Here is a 23,827-nt window from a genome sequence, read left to right as displayed (position 1 = left end):
TTTGCGTGGAGATAAGCTGATGAGGGCGCGGCCCAAAGGCTCGGGCCGGGTTGCCGCAGTCAGAGTCATTCCCTTCAGCTTGTCGCTTTCTGGTGACTATTGAGCTGAGTTGGAGAACAACGATGCAAAAGACATTTCTCGCCATCGATACCAACTCCTGGATACTGCTGGTCAGCATTTTTGCGTTGCTCAGTCTCGCGGCTTTTCTGGGCAAGTTCACCTGGAATAAGAGGTTCAAACATGACGCCGTCGCCGAAGATGAGCTCAAGATCGTTCTGGGTGCGACCTTGTCATTGTTTGGTCTGCTGATCGGCTTCATTCTGTCTTTCGCGATTGGTGGCTACAACATGCGCGTGGCGGCCGAAGAAAACGAAGCCATCGCAATCGGCAATGCTTTTCAGCGAACCAGCTTGTTGAAGGACAGTCATCAGCAGCAGGCGAAGTCCTTGCTGCAAGACTATCTGAGCCTGCGCACGCAATTCTTTGAGACCATGAATGAAAACCAGCGGGCGCACATCCGCAGGGAGTCCATTCACATGCAGACCCGGATGTGGAGGCTGGTCAGCAAGATTGCCACAGCCAACCCCGACCCGGTCATTGCGACAGCCTTGAACGCCTGCAACGACCTCTATATCGCACAGCAAAAAACGATGGCCAGCTGGCGACATCACATTCCAGGTGCCGCCTGGTTTCTGCTCATCATCTTCGGGGTCTGTTCAAACTTTCTTATTGGCTACAACATCCGTGGCCAAAATCGTCGCAGCTCCCTGATTTTCATCGTCCCGTTTGTCACTGCCCTGGCTCTTTTCCTGATTGCCGAGATCGATGTGCCTGGTAAAGGCCTGATCCACGTGTCGCCGGACAATCTCACCATCCTGCGCGAAACGCTTTCCGATGGCGGGTTGATGTCTTGATTGCGGTTCGCGCATTGGCGCAGCATGCGGTTCCTGTCGGCATCACTGCGCAGCCACACTGTCTGAGCTGGCAGTTTTCTAAATGCCTGAGCGGTCGCACTTGTTTGCCGTGGATTTAGATGCCACAGGTCGTTGATCCTGGTTGATTAAAAGGCCGTGCAGTATGGAGTCCAGGGTGATGTTAGCGACTATCGAATTTATGAGCATATAGCGCACGGTCTATATGTATTTCAAAGGGGTTCTATATCAAGATCGTTGCATGAATTGCGCTATGTGCTTCTATTTCAAGAGCGTTCAGCCCGCAGCTGCACTGCGCGTTGCGGTGCAGAAATGTCGCACGGGGCGAGAATTGCCCTAACGCGTCTACCAGAATCAGTGGCGATTCGCCCCTGCCGTTGTAGAGAAAGTCCCTGCAGCGATGGTCATTTTGCGATGATGCTCGCCAATGCGAACAACATCGGCGAACTCTTGAAGGCGTATTGCGGTCAAGGTGAATCAGAGCCGGCTCAGGCTTTTGATGCTGCTTGATGGTAGTTGGTTTGAGATTCAACAAGCAAGGAAGTTCGTCATGAAAGTGATGCTGGCCATTTCATTGATCGCTATTGCTTTGGTGGGCTGCAATGGCTCCCAACCGCCTGTGCAAAGCGCTGCCGTGGACAAGCCGGCGGGCGTTTCAGCCACCAAGGTGGTCAACTTTGTGGGGCCCATGGATCTGACGATCAGGCTGCAGTCTTCGGATAATTTTGAGACTGCCGTGATGACGGACAACGCCGACCGTTCGTTCAGCATGACCCGTGTGCCGGCGGCCAGCGGTTTGCGCATGACCGATGGCAAGAGCACGTTCATCCATTTCAAGAATGGCGAAGGTATTGTGGAGTTTGTGAAGGATCGCCCCATCCAGATCAAGGAGTTCACAAAATAATCGGTCTGCTGATTCGATGGCAAGCTCATGGCGACATGGGTATTTTTATGGGCCTGAGTCAGGCGAAGCTTCCTTGCCACGCAGCAGCCATTTTTTCACGGGGGCTGCCATGCGCTGGTCTTTTCTCGTTCGGCATGAAACACCCGTGGACTGCACTGCGCCCTGGCCTTTGTGGCGGTAATCGCCTCGCCAAGGGCCTGCTGCAGATTCCTGAGACGATGTTCGTACTGCTTGCACAGTTGCTGCGAGTTGGTGTCTGGAGAGTTCTACATCCATTTGCGGGCGTCCCTTATCCAGCTCTTGGTCTCCGAAGGGCTGGGTCCTAAGAATGGCTAGTTCCAGATAGTGCCAGGCCGCAATAAAAAGGCCCGTGGATTGGGGGGATGAGAGACAGTTAAAGCTTGTCTATCAGTTCACGACAGCCCTTTATTCCCACTCAAATATTCATAAGACTCCGAAAGCCATAGCTGGTGTGGGTTGTAGCGATGTGCATGCACGCAATACCATCCCAGATGCCATGAGTCCAGATGAGCTGGGCCAGCTACTGGCTAAGAGCGGCTAACACCACCGATCCACGAAGCGTGCACAGATGATCGCAGCGGCCAGTTTCAGCAATGCGTCGTGGATATCTAGCCGCCTTCACAGCGGATGCGTAGCTTGCCAAAGCCTGCAAACCATGCGTGTGTGCGCTCTACCACCCAGCGATGCCAACCCATGCTTCAGTGGATGTGTGAGCTGGTTTTTCGGATGGTCTGGCCATTTATGCCTGCGATGAACATGCGAAAAGAGCGCACTGATTTCAAACCTCATAATCCCGAATAGACGCTGTAAAAGCTATAGAAAGTTCTCACCCTGCAATAGCAACAAGAGACCAATATCCAGACTTCTGACTGCAATTATCTGGGATTACTGGATTTTTCTCAGTCCAGTGCTGATTGGAGTCTTACACTTCGGCTCAATCGAAAATGAACGGGCTGTAGGGGGTCGCCTATAAAGCCAAGCCCTCGGTATGAGAGCTTGGTATATATCTGAAATCGGAAATAATCTCAGACTGAAGCGATTAACTAATAGTAATTGTGAAATCCACTACACATTGCAAAAATCATAACCAAGATTGTAATGATATCCGCTAGATATTACATTCATATATCCATCATCCCACGAGTAAGAGTCTCCGCCCCAACTCTCACCCTCAATCTTCAAAGTACCTCTTAAGCAGCCGACCATTAATGTATCAAGCATTCGCCTTAGCGCTGGATCTTCTAGCTGTGCTAGATAAATAGAATATACCTCATTGGAAGACATCTGGCCATTATCTCTGTAAGCGGGTTTATTAATTGGGTTCCAAATGAATGTTCCAGTTAATGGATGATATTGAGAAGTGACACACCATTTCCCATCACATATAGTAAGCCAGATCCCCTGGCTTCCAGCTAAAGGATTTACCTGCTGCCGAAGCTTCTTGGTGCAGCTGTTGATTAACGGTACTTCTGATGAATGCCATCGTTAGACCGTCTGTCATGTCTGTAGCATTGCATCCATTATCGCATCTGAATGGTCCATAAACTGCAGCAAGAACTGCCATAGACACAAAAACCGATCCCAAGAGAACTTTTTTCTGAAGATTTTCATACTCATTTGCAGCAAATGTTGAATATCTGATCGCCATTTTGAATGGCTTCATTAATCTGACTTCTTGTCATATCTTTTTCTAGAATTTTTAGCACCTCCTCTCTATTTTTCATCAAACCAGTTTTCATTGCCGCGTATTCATATGCATAACTTGCTACTGTATTTTTTTCTACAATTAAGCCTGTCTGATAGATACCCGCCACCAACACCATTGCATCAGCATTGCCGTTGTTTGCTTCATCTAAAACCATCGTATACGCTTGGTTAGCCTTGTTTTTTTGCTCTGCGGTTGCGGTATTTATATCGAAATCATAAAATGCCATGCTCAGATAATCTATCTTTGCTTCTGGAATTCCTGATTGGGCTGCCATGAATAAAAACTCATCACCATTATTTCCAACCTTTTGAATGTAATCCCTGCATTTTTTCGTTATATCAAAACTTCCATCGAGGGTGTAAGTATCTGGGGTCTTACTAAGAGTATTGCAACGCTCATATAAACTCCAGGCGCGGTAAGCATATATACCATCCTCCCTTGCTTTTCTTAGTATTTCAGCGGGTTCCTGATCTGCTTCTTCAATAGGTAGGCTGCCGTACCTAACACCACTAAATCTCTTTGCTCCCTTTGTTGGCATACCCCAATTGAAATGACCTTCTTTTGGTATGATTATTGAAGAATGACTAGTAGTGGGCGATGAATCTTTTGATTCACCAATCTTAGGTTCGCTAGATGAGTCAATATCTTTATCAATTGCCTTATATCCGGCAATTAGAAATACGATCACGATAAATGAAAAAATCCACTTCCACATATATACTTTACGAATATTAATTAATGTTGCGCCAATGTCCAAATCTATTAATAGCCGAAATCATCTTTCAGCATAGATATGCATACAGATATCAAAATTCTTTTTTCTGGTCATCTAGTGATTGAAAGAGTATGGATTCACGAAACTAATTATATGCAAATGAGTCTCATTTATGCTATATTTAGCCTAAGACTGGCTAAGACTGGCTAAGACTGGCTAAGAGTGGCTAACATCACTTCGTCATAGCCCCTCGCAGAGCAGTTATGCTTGCGGCCCTCATGGCAAGACGCCCCGTTAGCAAAGAACTGTGGCGACAGCTACAACCCCTGATCCCAGCCTTCGTGCCTTCTGCCAAAGGCGGTGCGCGCAAGCTCGCGGTCAGCGACGAAGCCGCCCTCAACGGCATCCTGTTCGTGCTGCAAACACGCATCCCATGGATGACCTTCCCCAACCCCTTGGATACTACGGCAGCGGCATGACTTGCTGGCGGCGCCTGCGAGACTGGAATGCCGCTGGTGTCTGGAAGCAGTTGCACCAGGCCATGCTGACGCGCTTGCGTGAACACGACCAGATCGATTGGAGCCGGGCCAGCATTGATGGCTCCTCGGTACCAAGCCCCCGGGGTGCCAGGAAACGGGCCCCAACCCCACGGACAGAGGCAAGCTCGGCTCCAAACGACACATCGTCGTAGATGCCAGAGGCATCCCGCTGGTGATCTTGGTCAGCGGCGCGAACCGGCACGACTCTAAGATGTTCGAGAGGTGCGTGGACGCGATTCCTGCGATTGCAGGCTTGTCAGGGCGTCCCCGTAAAAGACCTGCTGCGCGCCGACAAAGGCTACGACTACAAGCGTTGCTGAACCGACCTGAGGCAGCGGGGTGCCATAGGCCGGATTGCCAGACGAGGCGTTGAGAGCAGCCAGCGGCTGGGCAAGCATCGGTGGATGGTGGAGAGGACGCACAGCTGGTTTGCCAGCTTTGGCAAGCTGCGAATCCGCTTTGAACGACGGCTGGATATCCACGAAGCGCTGTTGAAGTTGGCGGCAGCGATCATCTGCGCACGCTTCGTGGATAGGTGGTGTTAGCCAGTCTAAGTGGCGCTGATGCCTTCAGATCATCCGCAGCGCTTGCCTCATCGGTCGTGGGCTCGATGGCTCATGTGTGGCCTTTCTGTGCCTGGGTGGGTTGCAGCTCGATAATCAGTACCCGAATGGCAGCTGCTCCGACTATTAGCCGTCGCATGTACTTCTCTTTCGTGGCGGTCGGAGAGCTATCGGAGCCCGTTGAAATCCATCATTAGCAGCAGGTCGTCCTTATGCCCAAAGCAGACTCCGCACAGTCCGTTCGTATGCGAATTCTGGTGGTCGATACACCGCCTGAAGTTCGGTTTGCTGTGCAGCGGGGAAGATCTGATTTGCTTGAACCATTGGACGATCCGCAAGAGTCTCTTCGGTTCGAGTTCTCGCTTCGCCTGGGCTCGCCCCTCTCGACTGGCGCAGCCAATTTCCTGGGGGAGTTCGCGCAGGGGCCATCCTCAGACCGTTTCGTTTACATCAATTCCGGCACTCTTGCGGGGCAAGCTGACTCGCCCTGGACACGCCGTGCCAAGCTGAAGCTCGCGACGATTCCGCAGGAAGTCGTTGATGCCGCTCTCGCCTCCGGGGGAGTCATTGAGGCTCGCGTCCTGGGGACGATGAAAGACGGTGGCCCGGTCTGCGCTTCGCTTAAACCGCATGCCGTCGTCTGGGGCGTTGCGCACGATGCGGCTTAGCCTCCGATCCATCTGTTGGTACATGCTCTCCGCGGAATGAGAAAAGCCCGCGGCGGCGGGCTGCGAATACTGATGGTTGGCGAGGGTGAGGTGCGACCTGAACCGCCGTTGGGGACTAGTCTGATTTCGCTGTCTGTTTGGACTGGCTGCTTTTTGTCAGCATGGGAATCACGCTCAGGATCAGTAGCGCAAAGATTGTGCTGATGACCGCTGTTGCCTCTTCACCGAGTCCTGCGCATACGCCGATGGCGGCAGTGAGCCAAAGCCCGGCTGCCGTAGTCAGGCCCTTTACATGAGGTGCTGAGTTCTCGCCATCAGATTTCAGGATGGCACCGGCGCCGAGAAATCCGACGCCGGTGATGACCCCTTGCACTACTCGTGCAGCATTCGCTGCATCCACCCCGGACTGCAGGGACACCAGTACGACCAATGAGGATCCCATTGCCACCAGCATGTGGGTGCGCAAGCCAGCAGCTTTTCCGTTGGCCTCACGTTGCCAGCCAAGGAGCCCACCCAGGACGGCCGCCAGAAACAGGCGAACCACGATTCTTGTTGCTTGGGCAGCGTCGGGGACATCTGAAAATTCACTGGCAATGGTACTGGTGATGGTGTTGAGCGTGTCATTCATTGAGGGGTCCTTTGATCGGTGCACAAGCGGCGATGAAGCGAGGCACAGGCAAGCATGCAAAGCCATTTTTGTCGTGCTGTAGAAATTGACGAGTAGGTAGAGGGCTCCAGAAAGCAAAAAAGCCCGCGCAGCGGCGGGCTAGGTAGAGGGGGGATGGGTCTCGTTTGCCAAAGGTTTACGCAGCAGGAATGGGCGCTTTACACCGAGGCAATAAAACGGACTCTGCGGAATCAGCCGCGCAGTACAGGAGATCCAAATGCCTTACATCGCAAATTTCTTTGGTTTGCAGCTGATTGCACTTGCTGTCCTATACGCCTGGTACAAGCTATCCACGCGTTGAGCGGGTCGGTTGAGCGAAAGCAAAAAGCCCGCTCAGTTGGCGGGCTGTACCAGGCATGAAAAGGCTAACTGCGCGTTCTGACTGCTTTTGAATACTTTTCAAGTTGGTCGAGCAGGTGTTCGTACAGCGCATCAGTTGCCATTGAGTTCAAGACGTCTGCCTTCACTGATTCGGCGTGCTGATGGAAGTTGGTTTGCAGAGTGCTCAACTGTTTTTCATCCAGCGTTCTGATCAGTGCAACGAGAAGCGCTTCCTGCGCCAAAAGTTGCCCTTTCATCGCTCTCAATTGAGTGCTTTGATTTCCGAGGAACTCCATTCGATCCTTCTTAATTCATGACTTGCATCAAGGATCGGGAATTATGGTGAGTACAACTGTCTTGAAGTTGACACTCTCCTTTTGTTGGGTGCCACAAAACTTGCCTTGGCGTGTGCAAAGACTGCTGAGGTTGGTTCGGTGTCCGCGCCACTGCCTTTTGATCTTCTGTAACTGGACGTTTGGTCAGCCTGTCTTGATGAGCAGTTCCTGACATTGCATGGCAGCTTCTTGAAGGATGTAGGGCTTGCTGCGCACTGCAGTGGCGAAGCCATGCGGCTTCGTCAAAGGGTTTCGGCGGCTTGCCGCCCGTACTGGAAATAAAAAAGCCCGTGAACACACGGGCTTACGTGAGAAATAAGTCTAAAGCTTGCGTGTCAGTGCACGACAGCCCTTTATTCCCACTCGATGGTCGCTGGCGGCTTGGTGCTCACGTCGTAGGTGACACGGTTGATGCCGCGCACTTCGTTGATGATGCGACCGGACACCTTCTTGAGCAGGCCATAGGGCAGCTCGGCCCAGTCGGCGGTCATGAAGTCGCTGGTGACGACAGCACGCAGGGCCACGACATAGTCGTAGGTGCGGCCGTCGCCCATCACGCCCACGCTCTTGACGGGCAGGAACACGGTGAAGGCCTGGCTGGTCAGGTCATACCAGCTCTTGCCGGAGGCCTCGTCGATCCAGTTGTTCAGTTCTTCGATGAAGATGGCATCGGCGCGGCGCAGCAGGTCGGCATATTCCTTCTTCACTTCGCCCAGAATGCGAACGCCCAGGCCGGGGCCGGGGAAGGGGTGACGGTAGACCATGCCGCGGGGCAGGCCCAGGGCCACGCCCAGCTCGCGCACTTCGTCCTTGAACAGGTCGCGCAGGGGCTCCAGCAGCTTCAGGCCCAGTTGCTCGGGCAGGCCGCCGACATTGTGGTGGCTCTTGATGGTGACGGCCTTCTTGCTCTTGGCGCCGCCCGACTCGATCACGTCGGGATAGATGGTGCCCTGGGCCAGGAAGGTGGCGCCCTTGGAGCCGGCGTTGGCAGCCTTGAGCTTCTCGGCTTCGGCCTTGAATACATCCACGAACAGACGGCCGATGATCTTGCGCTTTTGCTCGGGCTCGGACACGCCGGCCAGCTCGCCCAGGAACAAGTCGGAAGCATCGACGCGCACCACCTTGGCATGCAGCTTGCCTTCGAACATGTCCATGACCATATCGCCTTCGTTCAGGCGCAGCAGACCGTGATCGACGAACACGCAGGTCAGCTGGTCGCCGATGGCGCGGTGGATCAGGGCGGCAGCCACGGACGAATCCACGCCGCCGGACAGGCCCAGGATCACTTCTTCGTCGCCCACCTGCTCGCGGATCTTGGCCACGGCTTCTTCGATGTAGTCGCCCATGATCCAGTCGGCTTGCGTGCCGCAGATGTCGAGCACAAAGCGGTTGAGCAGTGCCTGGCCCTGCACAGTGTGTGTGACTTCGGGGTGGAACTGCACGGCGTAGTAGCGACGTGCTTCGTCGGCCATGCCGGCGATGGGGCAGGAGGGCGTGGAGGCCATGACCTTAAAGCCGGGAGGCAGTTCGGTGACCTTGTCGCCGTGGCTCATCCAGACCTTGAGCATGCCGTGGCCTTCGGCCGTGGCGAAGTCCTCGATGCCTTCCAGCAGCTTGGTGTGGCCATGGGCGCGCACTTCGGCGTAACCGAATTCACGGGTGTTGGAGCCTTCGACCTTGCCGCCCAGCTGGGTGGCCATGGTCTGCATGCCGTAGCAAATGCCCAGCACGGGCAGGTTCAGCTCGAACACGGCGTCGGGAGCGCGGTCATCCACTTCATAGACGGAGGCATGGCTGCCCGACAGGATGATGCCCTTGAGCTTGCCGTCAGCGGCAAATTCGCGTACCCAGTCGCTGCTCACATCGCAGGGGTGGACTTCGCAGTAGACATTGGCTTCGCGCACGCGGCGGGCGATCAGCTGTGTGACCTGGGAGCCGAAGTCCAGAATAAGAATCTTGTCGTGTTGCATGGTGATCAAGGGCAAGAGGGTGGCAAAAAGGTATTAGAAATCTTCGGGAGCCCAGACGGTGACGCCGCTTTTGCGGGCGGCCTCCATCTGGGCTGCGTCGAATGTGGCCAGCGGCAGGCGCAGCGATTGCGCCAGCCACAGGTAGGCGGCATCGTAGGTGGGCAGGCCCGTGTCCAGCGCCACATCCAGCACGGCCTTGTGCTGTGCAGGCGCCAGATCGTGCAGCTCCACGCGATGGCGAATGGCTTCCAGCACGCCCCACAAGCCTTCGACCGAAGTCTGTGGAATACGGCCATTATTCACGCCCGACGCAATCAGGTTGCCGCATTCCCACTGCCAGAGGTTGGGGGCTTGGGGATCCACCTCATCGCGGCGGATGCGGGTGTACAGGCGCCGGGTGTGTTCGCTGGCGCTGTCAGGCAGCAGCCAGGCGGCGGTGACGGAGGCATCAAGCACAAAAGCGGTGGCGCTCATGCCAGGCTCCGTCCGGTGTGACGCAGGCCAGTGATGCTGTCAGCGGCGGTCGTTGCAGCTGCTGGCGCTTTCACCGTCTGCTGCAGAGCCGAGATCTGCTCCAGCTCGCGAGCAATCTGCTCATTGGTGATCACGGGCTTGCGGCGCATGGGCAACATGCGCACAACCTCTTTGCCGTGGCGCGTGATGCGCACTTCCTCGCCTTGTTCGACCATTTCGACTAGGGCGGAAAAGCGGCTTTTGGCTTCGTAGATACCGATAGATTGCATGGTGGAAAACAAAAAATCTGGCTAGAACCAGTAGTTCAGGCCAGATTTTAGCATTCTGACCAGATTTTTTCAATCTGGTCAGAATTCAAGGGGCTTGCTTAGTCAGCGCGGTAGTTGGGTGCTTCCTTGGTGATCTGCACGTCATGCACGTGAGATTCGCGGATGCCGGCTGCGGTGATTTCCACAAACTCGGCCTTTTCGTTCATCTCGGAGATCGTGGCGCAACCGCAGTAGCCCATGGAGGCGCGCACACCGCCAGCCATCTGATAGACGATGGAGACCATGGAGCCCTTGTAGGGCACACGGCCTTCAATGCCTTCGGGAACCAGCTTGTCGGCATTGGGGTTGCCGGTGGACGATTCCTGGAAGTAGCGGTCGGCCGAGCCTTGCTGCATGGCACCGATGGAGCCCATGCCGCGGTAGCTCTTGTACGAGCGACCCTGGTACAGAATCACTTCACCAGGAGCTTCTTCGGTACCGGCAAACATGCCGCCCATCATGATGGTGGAGGCACCTGCGGCCAGGGCCTTGGAGATGTCGCCGGAAAAGCGGATGCCGCCGTCGCCGATCAAGGGCACGCCGGTACCTTTCAGGGCGTCGGCCACATTGGAGATGGCCATGATCTGGGGCACGCCCACACCTGCCACGATACGGGTGGTGCAGATGGAGCCGGGGCCGATACCGACCTTGACCGCGTCAGCGCCGGCTTCCACCAGTGCCAGAGCGGCAGCGCCGGTGGCGATATTGCCGCCGATCACGTCCACTTGGGGGTAGTTTTGCTTGACCCAGCGCACGCGATCGATCACGCCCTTGGAGTGACCGTGAGCCGTATCCACCACGATGGCGTCCACGCCGGCCTTGACCAGCAGTTCCACACGCTCTTCGGTGCCAGCGCCCACGCCGACGGCGGCAGCCACGCGCAGGCGGCCCGATGCGTCACGCGCGGCATTGGGGAAGGTGGTTTGCTTGGTGATGTCCTTGACGGTGATCAGACCCTTGAGTTCGAAGGCGTCGTTGACCACCAGGATTCGTTCGAGCTTGTGCTTGTTCAGCAGTGCCTTGGCTTCTGCAGGGCTGGTGCCGTCTTTTTCATTGACGGTAATCAGCTTCTCGCGGGGCGTCATGATCTGGCTGACCTTGACGTCGTAGCGGGTCTCGAAGCGCAGATCGCGGCTGGTCACGATACCGACCACCTTGCCGCCGTCGCACACGGGGAAGCCTGAAATGCCGCGCTCTTCCGACAGCTGCAGCACTTGCAGCACGGTGTGCTCGGGGGTGATGACCACTGGGTCGTGCACCACGCCGGATTCGTGGCGCTTGACCTTGGACACTTCAGCGGCTTGCTGCTCGGCTGTCATGTTCTTGTGGATCACGCCGATACCGCCTTCTTGCGCAATGGCGATGGCCAGACGCGCTTCGGTCACCGTGTCCATGGCGGCAGACACCAGGGGCAGGTTCAAGCGGATATTGCGAGTGAATTGGGTGGCGAGAGAAACGTCCTTGGGCAGGACTTCGGAGTAGGCGGGAACGAGCAGGACGTCGTCAAAGGTCAGTGCTTTTCCGAGAAGGCGCATGTGATGGCTCCAAAAGAAAGATTGTACCTGTGACTTGCCGCACAATGTGGGCTCGTGAGCCAGAATCCCCAACGCCTGTCCAAGACTTATTGACTCCATGCACGCCATCAAGTTCGCTTTGTTCGCAGCCATAGCCTGTTGCACGGTACCCGCAATTGCCCAGTGGCAATGGATAGATGGTCAGGGGCGCAAGGTATTCAGCGACCGGGCGCCGCCTGCGGATATCCCTGCCAAGAATATCTTGCGCAGCCCCGGTGGCGCAAAGCCTGCGGCGCCTGTGGCCGTGTCTGAAGCGAGTGCAGCTGCTGCCAAGCCTCCGGCGGACAAGGGCGTAGACAAGGGACTTGAAGAGCAGAAGCGCAAGCAGCAGGAGCAGGAAGCCGCCAAGGCCCAGGCCGACAAGCAGCAGAAGGAAAAACAGCGCCAGGACAACTGCAATCGCGCCAAGCAGGCCAGGGCAACCCTGGCCTCGGGCCGCATGCTCTCGCATGTGAATGCCAACGGCGAGCGCGGCTTCATGGACGAGGCCACGCGCGATGCCGAGATCAAGCGAGCCGATGGCGTGATTGCATCCGATTGCGGCCCAATGCCAGAGCCGGCGCAATAGTTGTCGGAGTCTTCGCCGGAATCTCGATAAGTAAAGCGCCTTCTGAAGGCGCTTTTTTTATCCTGCTGGCTGTTGGTTAGTAGCCCGCCTTGGCTCCGTCTCTCTGGCGTTTGAAAAGTCCGGCGCTGCGCGCACCCTGGCGGGCAAAGCGTTCGCGTCTGGCGACCTTGGGGTCTACGGTCAGCGGGCGATAGACCTCGAGACGATCGCCATGCTGGAGCATCTGGTCCGCGGTCGCGGTCTTGCCCCAGATACCGACCATGCCAGCCGAGGCTTCGGGCAGTTGCACATCCGGCAATGCTGCTGTTGAAGCGGTCACTGAGTCCAGCGCTTGCTGGACGGTGCTGCCTGCGGGAAGCTGCAACAAGGTTTCCTGCACGGTGCCGGAGCAGGGCGAGATGCAGACCGTGATGTCGATCAGCGTGGGTGGCGCATCAGCCATAGATCTGCTCGGCACGCTTGATGAATGCGTCGACCATGGAGCCTGCGATGCGGTCAAAGACCGGACCGATGATGGCGGCCACTGCGCCGTTCTCGAAGCCGTAGTCGAGCTGCAGCTCGACCTTGCAGGCGCGCTGTGTGCCGTCGCCCACGGGGTGAAAGCGCCAGTGGCCTTCAAGACGCGAGAAAGGTCCCTTTACCAGGCGCATGCTGACCTGCTTGCCGCCGTTGTCCATGGTACTGTTCGTGTTGCGCGTCACGAAAGACTTGCGCAGTCCGCTGAACGCAATGCCCACCTCGGCAGTCATGCCGGTGCCGTCCTGCTCCAGAATCTTGGCATGATCGCACCAGGGCAGAAAGTCGGCATAGTGGGCCACGTCCGTCACGAGGGCAAACATTTCTTCGGGGCTGTACCAGATCAGGACGGACTTGTTGACGTTTTTCATGAACAAAGAGCAATCAGCAGGGCGCAAGAGCAGGGAATTGGTCAGGGCCAATCAACCCAGGGGCGCGATGCGAAACTAAAATCATCGCTCAGAGGCGAGACGGCAATCCAGTATTGTAGGGAGAGCTTTCATCTCCGGTCCGCCTGCAACTAATATTCCATGGCCAAGAAACCAGAAACATCGTCGCGCATTGCCGACAATAAAAAAGCAGCTTTCAACTATTTCTTCGAGGAACGCCACGAGGCCGGCATGGTGCTGCACGGCTGGGAGGTCAAGGCCTTGCGCAGCGGCAAGGTGCAGCTCACCGATGGCTATGTGCTGATCAAGGACGGCGAGCTGTTCCTGCTGGGCTGCCAGATCAACCCGCTCAAGACCGCTTCCACCCACGTCAATCCCGACTCGGCGCGGATCAAGAAGCTGCTCTTGAAAAAGGACGAGATCAAGCGCCTTGTCGGCAAGGTCGAGCAAAAGGGCTACACCCTGGTGCCCATCAACCTGCACTGGAAAAACGGTTACGTGAAATGCGAGATTGCCCTGGCCAAGGGCAAGGCAGAGCACGACAAACGCGACGTGATCAAGGACCGCGAAGGCAAGCGCGAGGTGGAGCGCGCCATGAAAAACCGTAACCGTTGATTTGCCGCGCCTGGCTCGACTGCCCGGATTGACACAGTTTTGACATCAAGGCCCGCTATGTTGGGCCTTGCTTTACTGACATATCGCAGCAAGGAGTTTGGTCATGGGCACTTGGTCGCACGGCAATTTCGATAACGACACCGCATTGGACTGGTTGGCCGATATCACTGGCCAGCTTATCGATGAAATTGCAGAGGCCCTGGACTCGCCTGAGGCCTTGCAGGCGGGCGAGTCCGAGTCCGATCTGGTTCCCTGCCGCATTGAGCTGCTGTGTGCCATGGCCGAGGGCGGCATGCATCCGCTGTGGCCGGATCTGCAGACGCTGGAGCAATGGAAAGCCACTTATCTGCAGGCCTGGGATCAGAGCATCGACGAGCTGGAGCCCGAGGAGGGCTACAAGCAGGACCGCCGCGTCGCAATCATCGAGACCTTCGACCGCATGATCGCTCTGGCCGCTGCAGAAGAGGAAGAGGGCGTCGAGGAAGACTGGGGCGAAGAGTAAGTCTCCCAGTCACGCAGGGCGCATGCCCGGTGCCTGGGCATGCCCCGTCGCAGCTGCTTCAGGGGTTTTCGCCGTAGCGGGTCTTGAAGTCGAACTCGAGGCGTTCACAGTCTTCGGGGGACTTGAACTCCTGTGTCTTGCGCTCGGCCTCAGGCTTGGCTGTCTGCTTCCAGCAGATCTTGATGGTTTCAGCCTCCGTCCAGCGCTGCTTGCTGAGTGGATCGTCCATGAACTGGCCGACGAGCATGAGCGCGCCAAAGATGACCACGGGCAGGGCGATGAGCCAGACCACCAGGCGGTTTTTGGCAGGGGCATCGGGTTTGGAAGTCTCGGTTTTGGGGGTATCGCTCATAGTGGCTGCCGATTATCCGCAAGCCGATGATGAAGACATTAATGCAACGCATGAAAATTCGTGATCGCTGTTATCGGCACAAGGCAGCGCGGGTATGTAGTCGCAAACCTATAATGTTCGGCTGATTTGCCTGTCTGCGCAGCTCCTGAAAAAGCAGCGCCGGGCCGTACTGATCGCAGGCGTCATGCTGGCGTCTTCATACCAAACACCATGAGTACACCCACTTTTTCCGTTGCGGACATCCGCAAGACGTTCCTGGATTTCTACGCTTCCAAGGGCCACACGGTTGTCGCGTCCAGCTCGCTGGTTCCCGGCAACGACCCCACGCTGATGTTCACCAACTCCGGCATGGTGCAGTTCAAGGATGTGTTCCTGGGCACGGACAAGCGCCCCTATAACCGTGCAACATCGGTGCAGGCCTGCCTGCGCGCCGGTGGCAAGCACAACGACCTGGAAAACGTGGGCTACACCGCGCGCCACCACACGTTCTTCGAGATGCTGGGCAACTGGTCCTTCGGCGACTACTTCAAGAAGGAGTCCATCGAGTGGGGCTGGGAGTTGCTGACCAAGGTCTTCGGCCTGCCCGCCGAGAAGCTGCTGGCCACGGTCTATCACGAAGACGACGAGGCCTATGACATCTGGAAGAACGTCATCGGCCTGCCTGCCGAACGTATCATCCGCATCGGCGACAACAAGGGCGGCAAGTACAAGAGCGACAACTTCTGGATGATGGCTGACACCGGTCCCTGCGGCCCCTGCTCGGAAATCTTCTACGACCACGGCGAGCACATTGCCGGCGGCCCTCCCGGCAGCCCGGAAGAAGATGGCGACCGCTTCATCGAGATCTGGAACCACGTGTTCATGCAGTTCGACATGAGGGAAGACGGCTCCGTGGTGAAGCTGCCCGCACCCTGCGTGGACACCGGCATGGGCCTGGAGCGTCTGGCTGCCATCCTGCAGCATGTGCACAGCAACTACGAGATCGACCTGTTCCAGGCATTGATCAAGGCTGCCGGCCGTGAAACCCACACCGAAGATCTGAGCACTCCTTCGCTGAAGGTGATTGCCGACCATATCCGCGCGACCTCCTTCCTGGTGTCCGACGGCGTGATTCCTTCCAACGAAGGTCGTGGCTATGTGCAGCGCCGCATCATCCGCCGCGCCATCCGTCACGGCTACAAGCTGGGCCAGAAGACTCCCTTCTTCCACAAGCTGGTGGCCGATCTGGTGGTACAGATGGGCGACGCCTATCCCAAGCTCAAGGAGCAGGAAGCGCATATCACCAGCGTGCTCAAGGCCGAGGAAGAGCGCTTCTTCGAGACCCTGGCCAACGGCATGGAAATTCTGGACAGTGCGCTGGCCGGCGACGTCAAGGTGCTGCCTGGCGATGTGGCCTTCAAGCTGCACGACACCTACGGTTTCCCGCTGGACCTGTCCAACGACGTGGCGCGCGAGCGTGGCGTGACGGTGGACGAGGCCGGCTTCAACGCCGCCATGCAGCACCAGAAGGAAACGGCCCGCGCAGCCGGCAAGTTCAAGATGGACCGCGCGCTGGAATACACGGGGAACGCCAATGTGTTCACCGGCTACGACAAGCTGGCAGAGGCTGCCAAGATCGTCGCGCTGTACGCTGATGGCGTGAGCGTGAACGAGCTGCAGGCCGGCCAGAACGGTGTCGTGGTGCTGGACACGACCCCCTTCTACGCCGAATCCGGCGGCCAGGTCGGCGACCAGGGCGTGATTGCCGCGGGCGGCAACCGCTTTGCCGTGGAAGACACGCTCAAGATCAAGGCCGATGTATTCGGTCACCACGGCGTGCTGGAAGCCGGCAGCCTCAAGGTGGGCGATGTCGTTGAGGCGCAGGTGGATACCGCCGTGCGCGCTGCGACCATGCGCAACCACTCGGTCACCCACATCATGCACAAGGCCTTGCGCGAAGTGCTAGGCAGCCATGTGCAGCAAAAGGGCTCGCTGGTCAACGCCGAGCGCACCCGTTTCGACTTTGCGCACAACGCTCCGGTGACGGCCGAGCAGATCCGCGAGATCGAAGCCCGCGTGAATGCAGAGGTGCTGGCCAACACCGCCACCGATGCGCGCGTGATGGACATCGAAAGTGCCCAGAAGACTGGCGCCATGATGCTGTTCGGCGAGAAGTACGGCGAAACCGTGCGCGTGCTGGACATCGGCTCCAGCCGCGAGCTCTGCGGCGGCACTCACGTCAGCCGTACCGGCGACATCGGCCTGTTCAAGGTGGTGGGCGAATCCGGCGTGGCCGCAGGCGTGCGCCGTATCGAAGGCATTACCGGCGAAAACGCGCTGGCCTATCTGCAGTCGCTGGAATCCACCGTGGACCAGGCTGCAGCCGCTTTCAAGGCGCCTGCAGCCGAGCTGACCAACCGCATCGGTGGTGCGCTGGATCAGATCAAGGCGCTGGAAAAGGAAATCGCTGCTCTGAAGGGCAAGCTGGCATCAAGCCAGGGCGACGAGCTGGCCACGCAGGCTGCCGACGTCAAGGGCGTCAAGGTGCTGGCCGCCAAGCTCGAAGGTGCGGATGCCAAGACCTTGCGTGACACCATGGACAAGCTCAAGGACAAGCTGGGCGCGGCCGTGATCGTGCTGGCTGCCGTGGACGGCGACAAGGTGCAACTGGCCGCAGGCGTGACCAAGGCTGAAACTGCCAAGGTCAAGGCCGGCGAGCTGGTGAACTTTGTGGCCCAGCAAGTGGGCGGCAAGGGCGGTGGCAAGCCCGATATGGCCATGGCCGGCGGCACCGACGCCGCAGCCGTTCCCGCAGCGCTGGCCAGCGTGCAGGCCTGGGTGGCCGAGCGCCTCTGAGCCGAGAGCCTGTAAGGCGAACACCAAAAGGCAGTCCAGGCTGTCTTGCACCAAAACAAAACGCTCCTCGATGAGGAGCGTTTTTTATTGTTGGAGCGAACCCTTGGAAACTGGCATAACCCAAGTTGGAGACACCGAGGAAGGGCCGCCCCGCACCGAGGGTGTCGTCCCCCTTTCCTTAGCGCGAAGCGCGTAGAGAAAAGGGGGAAGGCGCAAAGCGCCTCAGGGGGTTACTTCTTCCTGAACACCAGGTCCCAGACGCCATGACCGAGGCGAATGCCGCGGTTTTCGAACTTGGTCAGCGGGCGGTAGTCTGGCTTTTCGGCGTAGTTCTCGGCCGTGTTCTGCAGCATGGGTTCTGCGTTCAGCACTTCCAGGATCTGCACCGCATAGGGCTCCCAGTCGGTGGCGCAGTGGATATAGCCGCCGGGCTTGATGCGAGCGGCCAGCTTGGCGATCAGCGGGCTCTGGATCAGGCGGCGCTTGTTGTGCTTTTTCTTGTGCCAGGGATCGGGGAAGAAGATGTGCACGCCGTCGATCGAGGCTTCGGGCAGCATGTTGTCGATGACTTCCACGGCATCGTGCTGCAGGATGCGGATGTTCTCGATCTCCTGCTCGCCAATGCGCTTGAGCAGCGCTCCCACGCCGGGTTCGTGCACTTCGCAGCACAGGAAATTGTCGTCGGGGCGCACGCGGGCGATATGGGCCGTGGCTTCACCCATGCCGAAGCCGATCTCCAGAATCAGCTTGCCGTCGCGGCCGTAGGCGGCTGCGGCGTCCAGAGGAGCCTTCTGGTATTGCAGCAGGAAGCGCGGACCCAGTTCCTCAAAAGCCTTGGCCTGGCCCGTGGTGGTGCGGCCTGCGCGGCGCACATAGCTTTTGATGGTCTTGGGATACGCCACGCCTTCTGGCGCCTGGCCTTGGGATGCTGCGGATGCGTCAGCGGCTGGCACGTTTTCGGCCATATCGGTGGTAGGTGTTGGATTTGAAGAAGTCACGGGGCGATATTGTAGGTTTGGCGCCAGCACCGGACCCAGAAGTCCAGCGCCAAAGGCAAGGCGCTTGCGGGGCTTTCGTTGCAGCCAGTAGTGGCTGCAGGCGCTTGTGGCAGGCCGAGCTCCTGCGCAGCAGCAGATAGCACGGTCAGCGGCTGGCTGACATCCACGGCGGGTGCGCCATGCTGTTTGGAGAGCTTTTCTCCGCTTTCCATGCAAACCAGCGGCGTGTGCAGATAGCGCGGCTGGGGCAGGCCCAGGGCGAATTGCAGCATTAGCTGGCGCGGGGTATTGTCGGCCAGGTCTTCGCCGCGCACCACATCGGTGATGCCTTGCTCGGCGTCGTCAACGACCACGGCCAGCTGGTAGGCCCAGAGCCCGTCCGCCCGGCGCAGTACAAAGTCGCCCACGCTGGTGATCAGGTTCTGTTGCTGCGGGCCCAGACGCCGGTCCTGCCAGTGCAGCACGGGCCGCTTGCTTTCCAGGCAAGACTGCCTGATTGCTATGCTTTGCGTAGCTGCTTGCGCTTGCTGGGTAAGAGTGTTGGTTTGATTCTCTTGTAGTTCCTGTACCTGCTGCTCCAGCGCAAATCGCCAGGCCCTGGCGGGCTTGCCTTGCAGGCCATGGCGGCAGGTGCCGGGGTAGGGGCGCTCCACATGCCGCTCGTGAGTCAGCCCCTTTGCCTGCCAGGCGGCTTCGATGTCCTTGCGTGTGCAGCCGCAGGCGTAGGCCATTTTTTGCGCCTGCAGTTGCCGCAGCGCTTTTTCATAGAGAGCATGGCGCTGCGACTGCCATACCACGGGGAGATCGGAGTGCAGGCCGCAGGCGGCCAGTTGGCGCAGGATTTCCTGGTCGGCGCCAGGCTGGCAGCGTGGCGGATCGATGTCTTCGATGCGAATCAGCCAGCGTCCTTGGTGGGCGCGTGCATCCAGCCAGCTGGCTAGTGCCGCGACCAGGGAACCCGCATGCAGCGGTCCGGTGGGAGAGGGGGCAAAGCGCCCGATATATGGCCCCGCACTGGGGGCGCTGGTGAAGGGACGGGAGAGGGCCGCAGACATGAGGGACGCCATCTTACGCCCCTTGCCCTGTGCGCAGCAGGCTCAGGCCAGAGCCAGGCCCATTTCGAGCCCAGAGACAAAAGCATCTTCCACGCGCAGACCTATGCACCAGTCGCCGCACAGGCCCAGACCTACCGAGGGATCGTGGCTGAAGGGCCTGCCCAGGGGGGCCAGAGTCTGGGCATGCTGCCAGAGGTAGACGCTGGCATGGCGCGGTGCGACGCGGATGCCCGTGATCTCGCCAAAGGCTTTTTGCAGCTTGGAGAGCACGCGCGTGGCGTCGTCATGGCGGTGCTCGTTGGACCAGAGCGGGTTGGCGTGAATCGTCCAGCGCTCGGTCTGGGCGCGGCCGGGCTTGGAAGACTCGCGGGCCACCCAGGCAACGCGCTCATGCGTGCTGCGCGCCGCATTCCACTGCGGGCCCAGTGTGGTCAGGCCGGCCTGAGCCGCCATGGGGTAGGACAGTGTCATGGCCCAGCAAGGGGCCATCTCCACGGGGGCCAGGGTCTTGGCCAGCGCTGCTCCCTGTGGTGCGGTCTGCAGCAGTTGCGCGGCCACGGGCGCCGGCACCGCTAGCACCACAGCATCGAAGTCGACGGCAATCTGCGGGCCGTGGTCCTCGGTATCCAGCATCAGCGACCATTGATGGCGGCTGTGGTGGCTGCCGCTGGCAATGTGGTGGCTCATGGCGCGCAGGGACTGGCCCAGATGCAGGCGCCCGGCCTCCCACAGCGGAGCGGCCCAGGCCAGGGGCAGGGACTGCATGTCTGGCATGCCGACCCAGTGGGTCTCGCGCACCGGTGCGTGCTTGTCGACTCTGCGGCCCTGGGCATTGCGGGTCTGCACGCTGTTCAGACTCCAGGCGCGCAGACTGCCGGGCGTGGTGTCCAGAGCCTGCTTGAAGCGTGGGTCGCGCACGGTGAAGAACTGGGCGCCGATGTCAAAACTGCCATAGGGGCCGCTGACCGAGCGCATGCGCCCGCCAGCCTGGGTCAGACGCTCATAGACATGAACGTCGTGTCCGGCCTGCATCAGCGTGCGGGCGCAGGCCAAGCCTGCAATACCTGCACCGATGACGGCAATGCGCTTGGCACCGGGATGCAGGAAGGGGGAAGAAGCAGAGGCAGTTGCGGACGCGCGAGTGCGGGAAGCATTCATGAAAAAGCCTTTTCGACACCGTTTGACTTCTAGCGTAGCCAGCTATCCAAAAGATAGCAAGTGCTGCTTTTGCTGAATTGTTGCAGCGCAACTCACTCTACACCTCCCGGATGTCGGCTGTGAGCCGCTGCAGCTTATTGGCGGTGATGGTTTTCCATGAGCGCCTTGCGCGTGGCCGGACTCTCGAGCTGCGTCAGCCACCATTGCAGCGCGCGCCCGGGTGTCCGGTGGGCCGGGCCAGGCCAGGCATAGTGCAGACGCAGATTGCGGCTGGCGCGCCGTACCTGCCTTGTGACGAGCAGGCCGGCGTCAAGATAGGCCTGCACCATGCCGCGCGGCAGAAAGCCTGCGCCAATGCCGCGTATCTGTGCTTCCAGCTTGGCCTGCATGCTGTCCACGGTGAGCACGTCCTGGCCGTTGACCAGGCCGAAGCTGGTGTTGCTGCGCACGCCTGAGTCGGCCACGGCCACCATGCGGTGCTGCAGCAGCAGCTCATCGGACAGCGGCTCGTCGAGCCTGGCCAGCGGATGGTGCGGCGCGACGGCGAAGACGAAATCCATCTCCCCGATCTCGCGCGTCTGCAACTCCGAGACATTGCTGGTGTTGACCGCCACGCCAATGGCCAGATCGGCCTGACCGCTGGTCAGCACTTCCAGTGTGCCGTTGAGAATGCCGTCGCGCAGCTTGAGCGTGGTCGGCGGGTTCAGCGCATAGAAGGCTTCGACCAGCTCGAAGACGGGCGTACGGGCCACGGCACCGTCGATCACGATGGTCAGCTGCGGCTCCCAGCCCGTGGCCACACGCTTGACGCGGTGCGCCACGGCGTCGATTTCCTGCAGCAGACGGGCGCCCTCGTGCAACAGGGCCTGGCCGGCTTCCGTGGCCTGGGCGTGGCGTGAGCTGCGGTCAAACAGCAGCACGTCGAGCGCATCTTCTATCTGGCGCACGCGGTAGGTCAGCGCACTGGGCACCAGACCCAGGGAGCGCGCCGCAGCGGCAAAGCTGCCGGTTTCGGCTATGGCCTGCAGCATGGCCAGGCTGTCGGGGGTGAGCACATCGCGGGAGCTGGGCATGGTGAGATCGAGTATTCAAACAGTTTGAATGATGCCATCAACGCCGTTCAGCCACAGCTTTGCCGCCGACTTCTACAGTAGAGCCCATAGAGACAGTTACATGAACGAAAGGAAGCACACCATGATGACTCTGCGCAAATCCCAGGAACGCGGCTACGCCGACCACGGCTGGCTCAAGTCCTATCACAGCTTTTCGTTTGCCGATTACTACGACCCGCGCCACATGGGGTTTGGCAATCTGCGCGTGATCAACGAAGACCGCATCGCGCCGGGCACGGGCTTCGGTGCCCACGGCCATCGCGATATGGAAATCATCAGCTATGTGCTCGAAGGCGCGCTCTCGCACAAGGACAGCATGGGCAATGAAACCCCCATCCTGCCCGGCGAAGTGCAGCGCATGAGTGCCGGCTCTGGTGTGGTGCACAGCGAGCAGAACTACGCCCAGGACCAGACCACGCATTTTCTGCAGATCTGGCTGCTGCCGGCGCGCACGGGCATCGAGCCCGGCTATGCGCAAAAGACCTTCAGCGAGGCGCAAAAGCGCGGTCGCCTGTGCCTGGTGGCCTCGCCCGATGGAGCCGAGGGTTCGGTGAGCATGAATGCCGATGCGCGCTTGTACGCCGGCCTGTTCGACGCAGGGGAGACTGCGGATGTATCCCTGCCAGCCGGCCGCAAGACCTATGTGCACCTGGTGCGCGGCGAGCTGGACGTGAATGGACAAAAGCTGACAAGCGGCGACGCTGCACTTATTGAAAATGAGGAGCACCTGCGCCTTGCAAATGGCCGGGCCGCGGAAGTTCTGGTGTTTGATCTGGAGCCTTGAGTCTGACGATTTCAAGGGTTGTGATGATGGATATGAGCCAACGCGACCCTTGGTCGCCATGACTGGAGTTTTAAATGTTGAATCAATTCAGAAATCCTCTGGACCTGCTGGGGCGGGTGCTGATCGCCCTGCTGTTCCTGCCGGCGGGAATCCAGAAAATCAGCGGCTTTGCTGGCACGGTGGGCTATGCCGCATCGGTGGGCATGCCCATGCCCCAGGTCGCCGTGGCGGTGGGCCTGGTGATCGAGATCGCCGGCGGTCTGGCCATCCTGCTGGGTTGGCATACGCGCTGGGCGGCCCTGATCCTGGGCTTTTTCACCCTCGTCGCGAGCTTTTTCTTCCACAACTTCTGGGGCGTGGCTGCGGAAGCCGCGATGATGCAGCAGCTGCTGTTCTGGAAGAACATCGCTGTGGTCGGTGGTCTGCTTGGCTATGCCGCCCATGGGGCAGGCGCCTGGAGCATGGACGCTCGCAAGAGTTGATTGAGGCTGCTGCATCGCCTGAAGGCGCGCGGGCAGCCAAGGCTTTGATAAGCTAGGGTGCTCTCGCAAGACAAGGCCCGCCGGGTGTCAATCCGGCGGGCCTTTATTTGGCAAAGAAACAGGATGGCGGCGCGGATGGCCGCGCCGACGCAAGCAAGAAAGAAGAAATCATGAGCACTATCGTTGTGGTCTACCACTCCGGCTACGGCCATACCCAGCGCATGGCGCAGTCGGTGGCGCAGGGCGCGGGCGCGCAGCTGCTGGCCATCGATGCCGACGGCAATCTGCCAGAGGGCGGCTGGGAGCAACTGGCCGCGGCCGACGCCATCGTCTTTGGCGCGCCCACTTATATGGCGGCACCGAGCTGGCAGTTCAAGAAGTTTGCCGACGCCTCGTCCAAGGCCTGGTTTGCCCAGGCCTGGAAGGACAAGCTGTTCGCCGGCTTCAGCAACAGCGCCAGCGTGCAGGGCGACAAGCAGGTCACGCTCGACTATTTCTACCACCTGGCCATGCAGCATGGCGGCGTCTGGGTGGGTCTGGGCCTGCTGCCTTCGAACACCAAGGCCGCGCAGCGCAATGATGTGAACTGGATGGGCAGCTTCAGCGGTGCCATGGCGCAGTCGCCCTCGGATGCATCGGCCAGCGAGATGGCCGCTGGCGATCTGGAGACCGCACGCCAGTTCGGTGAGCGCGTGGCCAGCGCTGCAGCACGCTGGGCAAGATAAGCAGCTTCGATCTGCTATTGAATAGGAAGCGGCTAGC

General features: G+C 58.9%; 25 protein-coding genes and 2 pseudogenes. 11 read left to right on the top strand and 16 right to left on the bottom strand.

The annotated features are described in order from the left end of the window. Window positions 1-122 precede the first annotated feature (122 nt). Both F3J24_RS01850 and F3J24_RS01845 read left to right on the top strand, forming a co-directional pair. Complete coding sequence (locus F3J24_RS01850; RefSeq protein ID WP_167002210.1) at window positions 123-914, top strand: hypothetical protein; 792 nt, start codon at window positions 123-125, stop codon at window positions 912-914. 568 nt (window positions 915-1,482) lie between these two features. Beyond that, a complete protein-coding gene (locus F3J24_RS01845) occupies window positions 1,483-1,836 on the top strand; it encodes a lysozyme inhibitor (protein WP_167002208.1) in 354 nt (117 codons plus the stop codon). A gap of 558 nt (window positions 1,837-2,394) precedes the next feature. Here F3J24_RS01845 and F3J24_RS01840 read toward each other — a convergent pair. The 3 genes and pseudogenes from F3J24_RS01840 to F3J24_RS01830 form a co-directional block, all read right to left on the bottom strand. Further along, a pseudogene (locus tag F3J24_RS01840) lies at window positions 2,395-2,552 on the bottom strand (IS5/IS1182 family transposase); the annotation flags it as partial. A gap of 683 nt (window positions 2,553-3,235) precedes the next feature. Next, on the bottom strand, window positions 3,236-3,520 hold the full coding sequence (locus F3J24_RS01835) for a hypothetical protein (protein WP_167002206.1): 285 nt from the start codon (window positions 3,518-3,520) through the stop codon (window positions 3,236-3,238). Continuing rightward, window positions 3,471-4,280, bottom strand: a complete 810-nt coding sequence (locus F3J24_RS01830) for a sel1 repeat family protein (RefSeq protein WP_167002204.1) — start codon at window positions 4,278-4,280, stop codon at window positions 3,471-3,473. The genes F3J24_RS01835 and F3J24_RS01830 overlap by 50 nt, the downstream gene beginning before the upstream one ends. Before the next feature lie 278 nt (window positions 4,281-4,558). Between F3J24_RS01830 and F3J24_RS01825 the strand changes: the two are divergent. Next, window positions 4,559-5,364 (top strand): annotated as a pseudogene (locus tag F3J24_RS01825) (IS5 family transposase). 230 nt (window positions 5,365-5,594) lie between these two features. After that, window positions 5,595-6,050 (top strand): DUF5990 family protein, encoded by a 456-nt coding sequence (locus F3J24_RS01820; protein WP_167002202.1) that lies wholly within the window; start codon window positions 5,595-5,597, stop codon window positions 6,048-6,050. Window positions 6,051-6,165: 115 nt separating this feature from the next. On the opposite strand, the gene F3J24_RS01815 is transcribed toward F3J24_RS01820, so the two are convergent. The 6 genes from F3J24_RS01815 to guaB all read right to left on the bottom strand — a co-directional run bounded on the left by F3J24_RS01815 (window position 6,166) and on the right by guaB (window position 11,660). Beyond that, window positions 6,166-6,678, bottom strand: coding sequence for an MgtC/SapB family protein (locus F3J24_RS01815; RefSeq protein ID WP_167002200.1), 513 nt, complete (start codon window positions 6,676-6,678; stop codon window positions 6,166-6,168). A gap of 404 nt (window positions 6,679-7,082) precedes the next feature. Next, window positions 7,083-7,334, bottom strand: coding sequence for a hypothetical protein (locus tag F3J24_RS01810; protein ID WP_167002198.1), 252 nt, complete (start codon window positions 7,332-7,334; stop codon window positions 7,083-7,085). Window positions 7,335-7,726: 392 nt separating this feature from the next. Then, a complete protein-coding gene (gene guaA / locus F3J24_RS01805; RefSeq protein ID WP_003054707.1) occupies window positions 7,727-9,343 on the bottom strand; it encodes a glutamine-hydrolyzing GMP synthase in 1,617 nt (538 codons plus the stop codon). A gap of 33 nt (window positions 9,344-9,376) precedes the next feature. Next, complete coding sequence (locus tag F3J24_RS01800; RefSeq protein ID WP_167002196.1) at window positions 9,377-9,817, bottom strand: type II toxin-antitoxin system VapC family toxin; 441 nt, start codon at window positions 9,815-9,817, stop codon at window positions 9,377-9,379. Then, on the bottom strand, window positions 9,814-10,086 hold the full coding sequence (locus F3J24_RS01795; RefSeq protein WP_167002194.1) for a type II toxin-antitoxin system Phd/YefM family antitoxin: 273 nt from the start codon (window positions 10,084-10,086) through the stop codon (window positions 9,814-9,816). The genes F3J24_RS01800 and F3J24_RS01795 overlap by 4 nt, the downstream gene beginning before the upstream one ends. A 98-nt stretch (window positions 10,087-10,184) precedes the next feature. Beyond that, on the bottom strand, window positions 10,185-11,660 hold the full coding sequence (gene guaB / locus F3J24_RS01790; protein WP_167002192.1) for an IMP dehydrogenase: 1,476 nt from the start codon (window positions 11,658-11,660) through the stop codon (window positions 10,185-10,187). A 97-nt stretch (window positions 11,661-11,757) separates the two neighbouring features. On the opposite strand from guaB, the gene F3J24_RS01785 reads away from it, so the two are divergent. Beyond that, a complete protein-coding gene (locus F3J24_RS01785) occupies window positions 11,758-12,267 on the top strand; it encodes a DUF4124 domain-containing protein (protein WP_167002190.1) in 510 nt (169 codons plus the stop codon). A gap of 76 nt (window positions 12,268-12,343) precedes the next feature. Here the strand turns inward: F3J24_RS01785 and F3J24_RS01780 are convergent, their stop codons facing one another. Then, entirely contained in the window at window positions 12,344-12,709 is a 366-nt protein-coding gene (locus F3J24_RS01780; RefSeq protein ID WP_167002188.1) for an RnfH family protein, read from the bottom strand. Beyond that, window positions 12,702-13,154, bottom strand: a complete 453-nt coding sequence (locus F3J24_RS01775) for a type II toxin-antitoxin system RatA family toxin (RefSeq protein WP_043005099.1) — start codon at window positions 13,152-13,154, stop codon at window positions 12,702-12,704. Before F3J24_RS01775 ends, F3J24_RS01780 begins: the two co-directional genes overlap by 8 nt. A 159-nt stretch (window positions 13,155-13,313) precedes the next feature. Between F3J24_RS01775 and smpB the strand changes: the two genes are divergently transcribed. Together smpB and F3J24_RS01765 are read left to right on the top strand one after the other, a co-directional pair. Then, window positions 13,314-13,787, top strand: coding sequence for an SsrA-binding protein SmpB (smpB, locus tag F3J24_RS01770; RefSeq protein WP_003054725.1), 474 nt, complete (start codon window positions 13,314-13,316; stop codon window positions 13,785-13,787). 103 nt (window positions 13,788-13,890) lie between these two features. Beyond that, window positions 13,891-14,289, top strand: coding sequence for a DUF4259 domain-containing protein (locus F3J24_RS01765; RefSeq protein WP_043373170.1), 399 nt, complete (start codon window positions 13,891-13,893; stop codon window positions 14,287-14,289). 58 nt (window positions 14,290-14,347) lie between these two features. Here the strand turns inward: F3J24_RS01765 and F3J24_RS01760 are convergent, their stop codons facing one another. Continuing rightward, window positions 14,348-14,641: a hypothetical protein gene (locus F3J24_RS01760; RefSeq protein WP_167002187.1), complete on the bottom strand. Its 294-nt coding sequence runs from the start codon at window positions 14,639-14,641 to the stop codon at window positions 14,348-14,350. A gap of 210 nt (window positions 14,642-14,851) precedes the next feature. Between F3J24_RS01760 and alaS the strand changes: the two genes are divergently transcribed. Then, window positions 14,852-17,476 (top strand): alanine--tRNA ligase, encoded by a 2,625-nt coding sequence (gene alaS, locus F3J24_RS01755; protein ID WP_167002185.1) that lies wholly within the window; start codon window positions 14,852-14,854, stop codon window positions 17,474-17,476. Window positions 17,477-17,706: 230 nt separating this feature from the next. Here the strand turns inward: alaS and trmB are convergent, their stop codons facing one another. From trmB to F3J24_RS01735, 4 genes are all read right to left on the bottom strand, one after another. After that, window positions 17,707-18,441, bottom strand: a complete 735-nt coding sequence (gene trmB, locus F3J24_RS01750; RefSeq protein WP_003074922.1) for a tRNA (guanosine(46)-N7)-methyltransferase TrmB — start codon at window positions 18,439-18,441, stop codon at window positions 17,707-17,709. 29 nt (window positions 18,442-18,470) lie between these two features. Then, on the bottom strand, window positions 18,471-19,529 hold the full coding sequence (gene gluQRS / locus F3J24_RS01745) for a tRNA glutamyl-Q(34) synthetase GluQRS (RefSeq protein WP_167002183.1): 1,059 nt from the start codon (window positions 19,527-19,529) through the stop codon (window positions 18,471-18,473). Between the two features lie 42 nt (window positions 19,530-19,571). Continuing rightward, window positions 19,572-20,687, bottom strand: a complete 1,116-nt coding sequence (locus F3J24_RS01740) for an NAD(P)/FAD-dependent oxidoreductase (RefSeq protein WP_167002181.1) — start codon at window positions 20,685-20,687, stop codon at window positions 19,572-19,574. A 134-nt stretch (window positions 20,688-20,821) separates the two neighbouring features. Continuing rightward, window positions 20,822-21,760, bottom strand: coding sequence for a LysR family transcriptional regulator (locus F3J24_RS01735; RefSeq protein ID WP_043373163.1), 939 nt, complete (start codon window positions 21,758-21,760; stop codon window positions 20,822-20,824). Window positions 21,761-21,881: 121 nt separating this feature from the next. Here F3J24_RS01735 and F3J24_RS01730 point away from each other — a divergent pair, with 121 nt between their 5' ends. From F3J24_RS01730 to F3J24_RS01720, 3 genes are all read left to right on the top strand, one after another. Beyond that, the gene (locus F3J24_RS01730; RefSeq protein ID WP_167003395.1) at window positions 21,882-22,583 is read left to right on the top strand and encodes a pirin family protein; all 702 of its coding nucleotides are present in this window, start codon (window positions 21,882-21,884) and stop codon (window positions 22,581-22,583) included. A 74-nt stretch (window positions 22,584-22,657) separates the two neighbouring features. After that, a complete protein-coding gene (locus tag F3J24_RS01725; protein ID WP_167002180.1) occupies window positions 22,658-23,065 on the top strand; it encodes a DoxX family protein in 408 nt (135 codons plus the stop codon). 170 nt (window positions 23,066-23,235) lie between these two features. Next, a complete protein-coding gene (locus tag F3J24_RS01720) occupies window positions 23,236-23,790 on the top strand; it encodes a flavodoxin family protein (protein WP_167002178.1) in 555 nt (184 codons plus the stop codon). Window positions 23,791-23,827: the final 37 nt, after the last annotated feature.

This window comes from Comamonas sp. Tr-654 (genome assembly GCF_011752915.1).
In the GTDB taxonomy this organism is placed as follows: Bacteria; Pseudomonadota; Gammaproteobacteria; order Burkholderiales; family Burkholderiaceae_C; genus Comamonas.
The sequence above is the reverse complement of the archived record's forward strand: the minus strand, read 5'-3'. Positions and strand labels throughout refer to the sequence as shown.

Coding starts and splice junctions, on each gene's coding strand:
- F3J24_RS01830 (WP_167002204.1), bottom strand. CDS start 4,280: ATGTGGAAGTGGATTTTTTCATTTATCGTGATCGTATTTCTAATTGCC.
- F3J24_RS01730 (WP_167003395.1), top strand. CDS start 21,882: ATGATGACTCTGCGCAAATCCCAGGAACGCGGCTACGCCGACCACGGC.
- F3J24_RS01760 (WP_167002187.1), bottom strand. CDS start 14,641: ATGAGCGATACCCCCAAAACCGAGACTTCCAAACCCGATGCCCCTGCC.
- F3J24_RS01775 (WP_043005099.1), bottom strand. CDS start 13,154: ATGAAAAACGTCAACAAGTCCGTCCTGATCTGGTACAGCCCCGAAGAA.
- F3J24_RS01810 (WP_167002198.1), bottom strand. CDS start 7,334: ATGGAGTTCCTCGGAAATCAAAGCACTCAATTGAGAGCGATGAAAGGG.
- F3J24_RS01780 (WP_167002188.1), bottom strand. CDS start 12,709: ATGGCTGATGCGCCACCCACGCTGATCGACATCACGGTCTGCATCTCG.
- F3J24_RS01725 (WP_167002180.1), top strand. CDS start 22,658: ATGTTGAATCAATTCAGAAATCCTCTGGACCTGCTGGGGCGGGTGCTG.
- smpB (WP_003054725.1), top strand. CDS start 13,314: ATGGCCAAGAAACCAGAAACATCGTCGCGCATTGCCGACAATAAAAAA.
- F3J24_RS01720 (WP_167002178.1), top strand. CDS start 23,236: ATGAGCACTATCGTTGTGGTCTACCACTCCGGCTACGGCCATACCCAG.
- F3J24_RS01845 (WP_167002208.1), top strand. CDS start 1,483: ATGAAAGTGATGCTGGCCATTTCATTGATCGCTATTGCTTTGGTGGGC.
- F3J24_RS01800 (WP_167002196.1), bottom strand. CDS start 9,817: ATGAGCGCCACCGCTTTTGTGCTTGATGCCTCCGTCACCGCCGCCTGG.
- F3J24_RS01735 (WP_043373163.1), bottom strand. CDS start 21,760: ATGCCCAGCTCCCGCGATGTGCTCACCCCCGACAGCCTGGCCATGCTG.
- alaS (WP_167002185.1), top strand. CDS start 14,852: ATGAGTACACCCACTTTTTCCGTTGCGGACATCCGCAAGACGTTCCTG.
- guaB (WP_167002192.1), bottom strand. CDS start 11,660: ATGCGCCTTCTCGGAAAAGCACTGACCTTTGACGACGTCCTGCTCGTT.
- F3J24_RS01795 (WP_167002194.1), bottom strand. CDS start 10,086: ATGCAATCTATCGGTATCTACGAAGCCAAAAGCCGCTTTTCCGCCCTA.
- F3J24_RS01850 (WP_167002210.1), top strand. CDS start 123: ATGCAAAAGACATTTCTCGCCATCGATACCAACTCCTGGATACTGCTG.
- F3J24_RS01740 (WP_167002181.1), bottom strand. CDS start 20,687: ATGAATGCTTCCCGCACTCGCGCGTCCGCAACTGCCTCTGCTTCTTCC.
- guaA (WP_003054707.1), bottom strand. CDS start 9,343: ATGCAACACGACAAGATTCTTATTCTGGACTTCGGCTCCCAGGTCACA.
- F3J24_RS01785 (WP_167002190.1), top strand. CDS start 11,758: ATGCACGCCATCAAGTTCGCTTTGTTCGCAGCCATAGCCTGTTGCACG.
- F3J24_RS01835 (WP_167002206.1), bottom strand. CDS start 3,520: ATGAAGCCATTCAAAATGGCGATCAGATATTCAACATTTGCTGCAAAT.
- gluQRS (WP_167002183.1), bottom strand. CDS start 19,529: ATGTCTGCGGCCCTCTCCCGTCCCTTCACCAGCGCCCCCAGTGCGGGG.
- F3J24_RS01765 (WP_043373170.1), top strand. CDS start 13,891: ATGGGCACTTGGTCGCACGGCAATTTCGATAACGACACCGCATTGGAC.
- F3J24_RS01820 (WP_167002202.1), top strand. CDS start 5,595: ATGCCCAAAGCAGACTCCGCACAGTCCGTTCGTATGCGAATTCTGGTG.
- F3J24_RS01815 (WP_167002200.1), bottom strand. CDS start 6,678: ATGAATGACACGCTCAACACCATCACCAGTACCATTGCCAGTGAATTT.
- trmB (WP_003074922.1), bottom strand. CDS start 18,441: ATGGCCGAAAACGTGCCAGCCGCTGACGCATCCGCAGCATCCCAAGGC.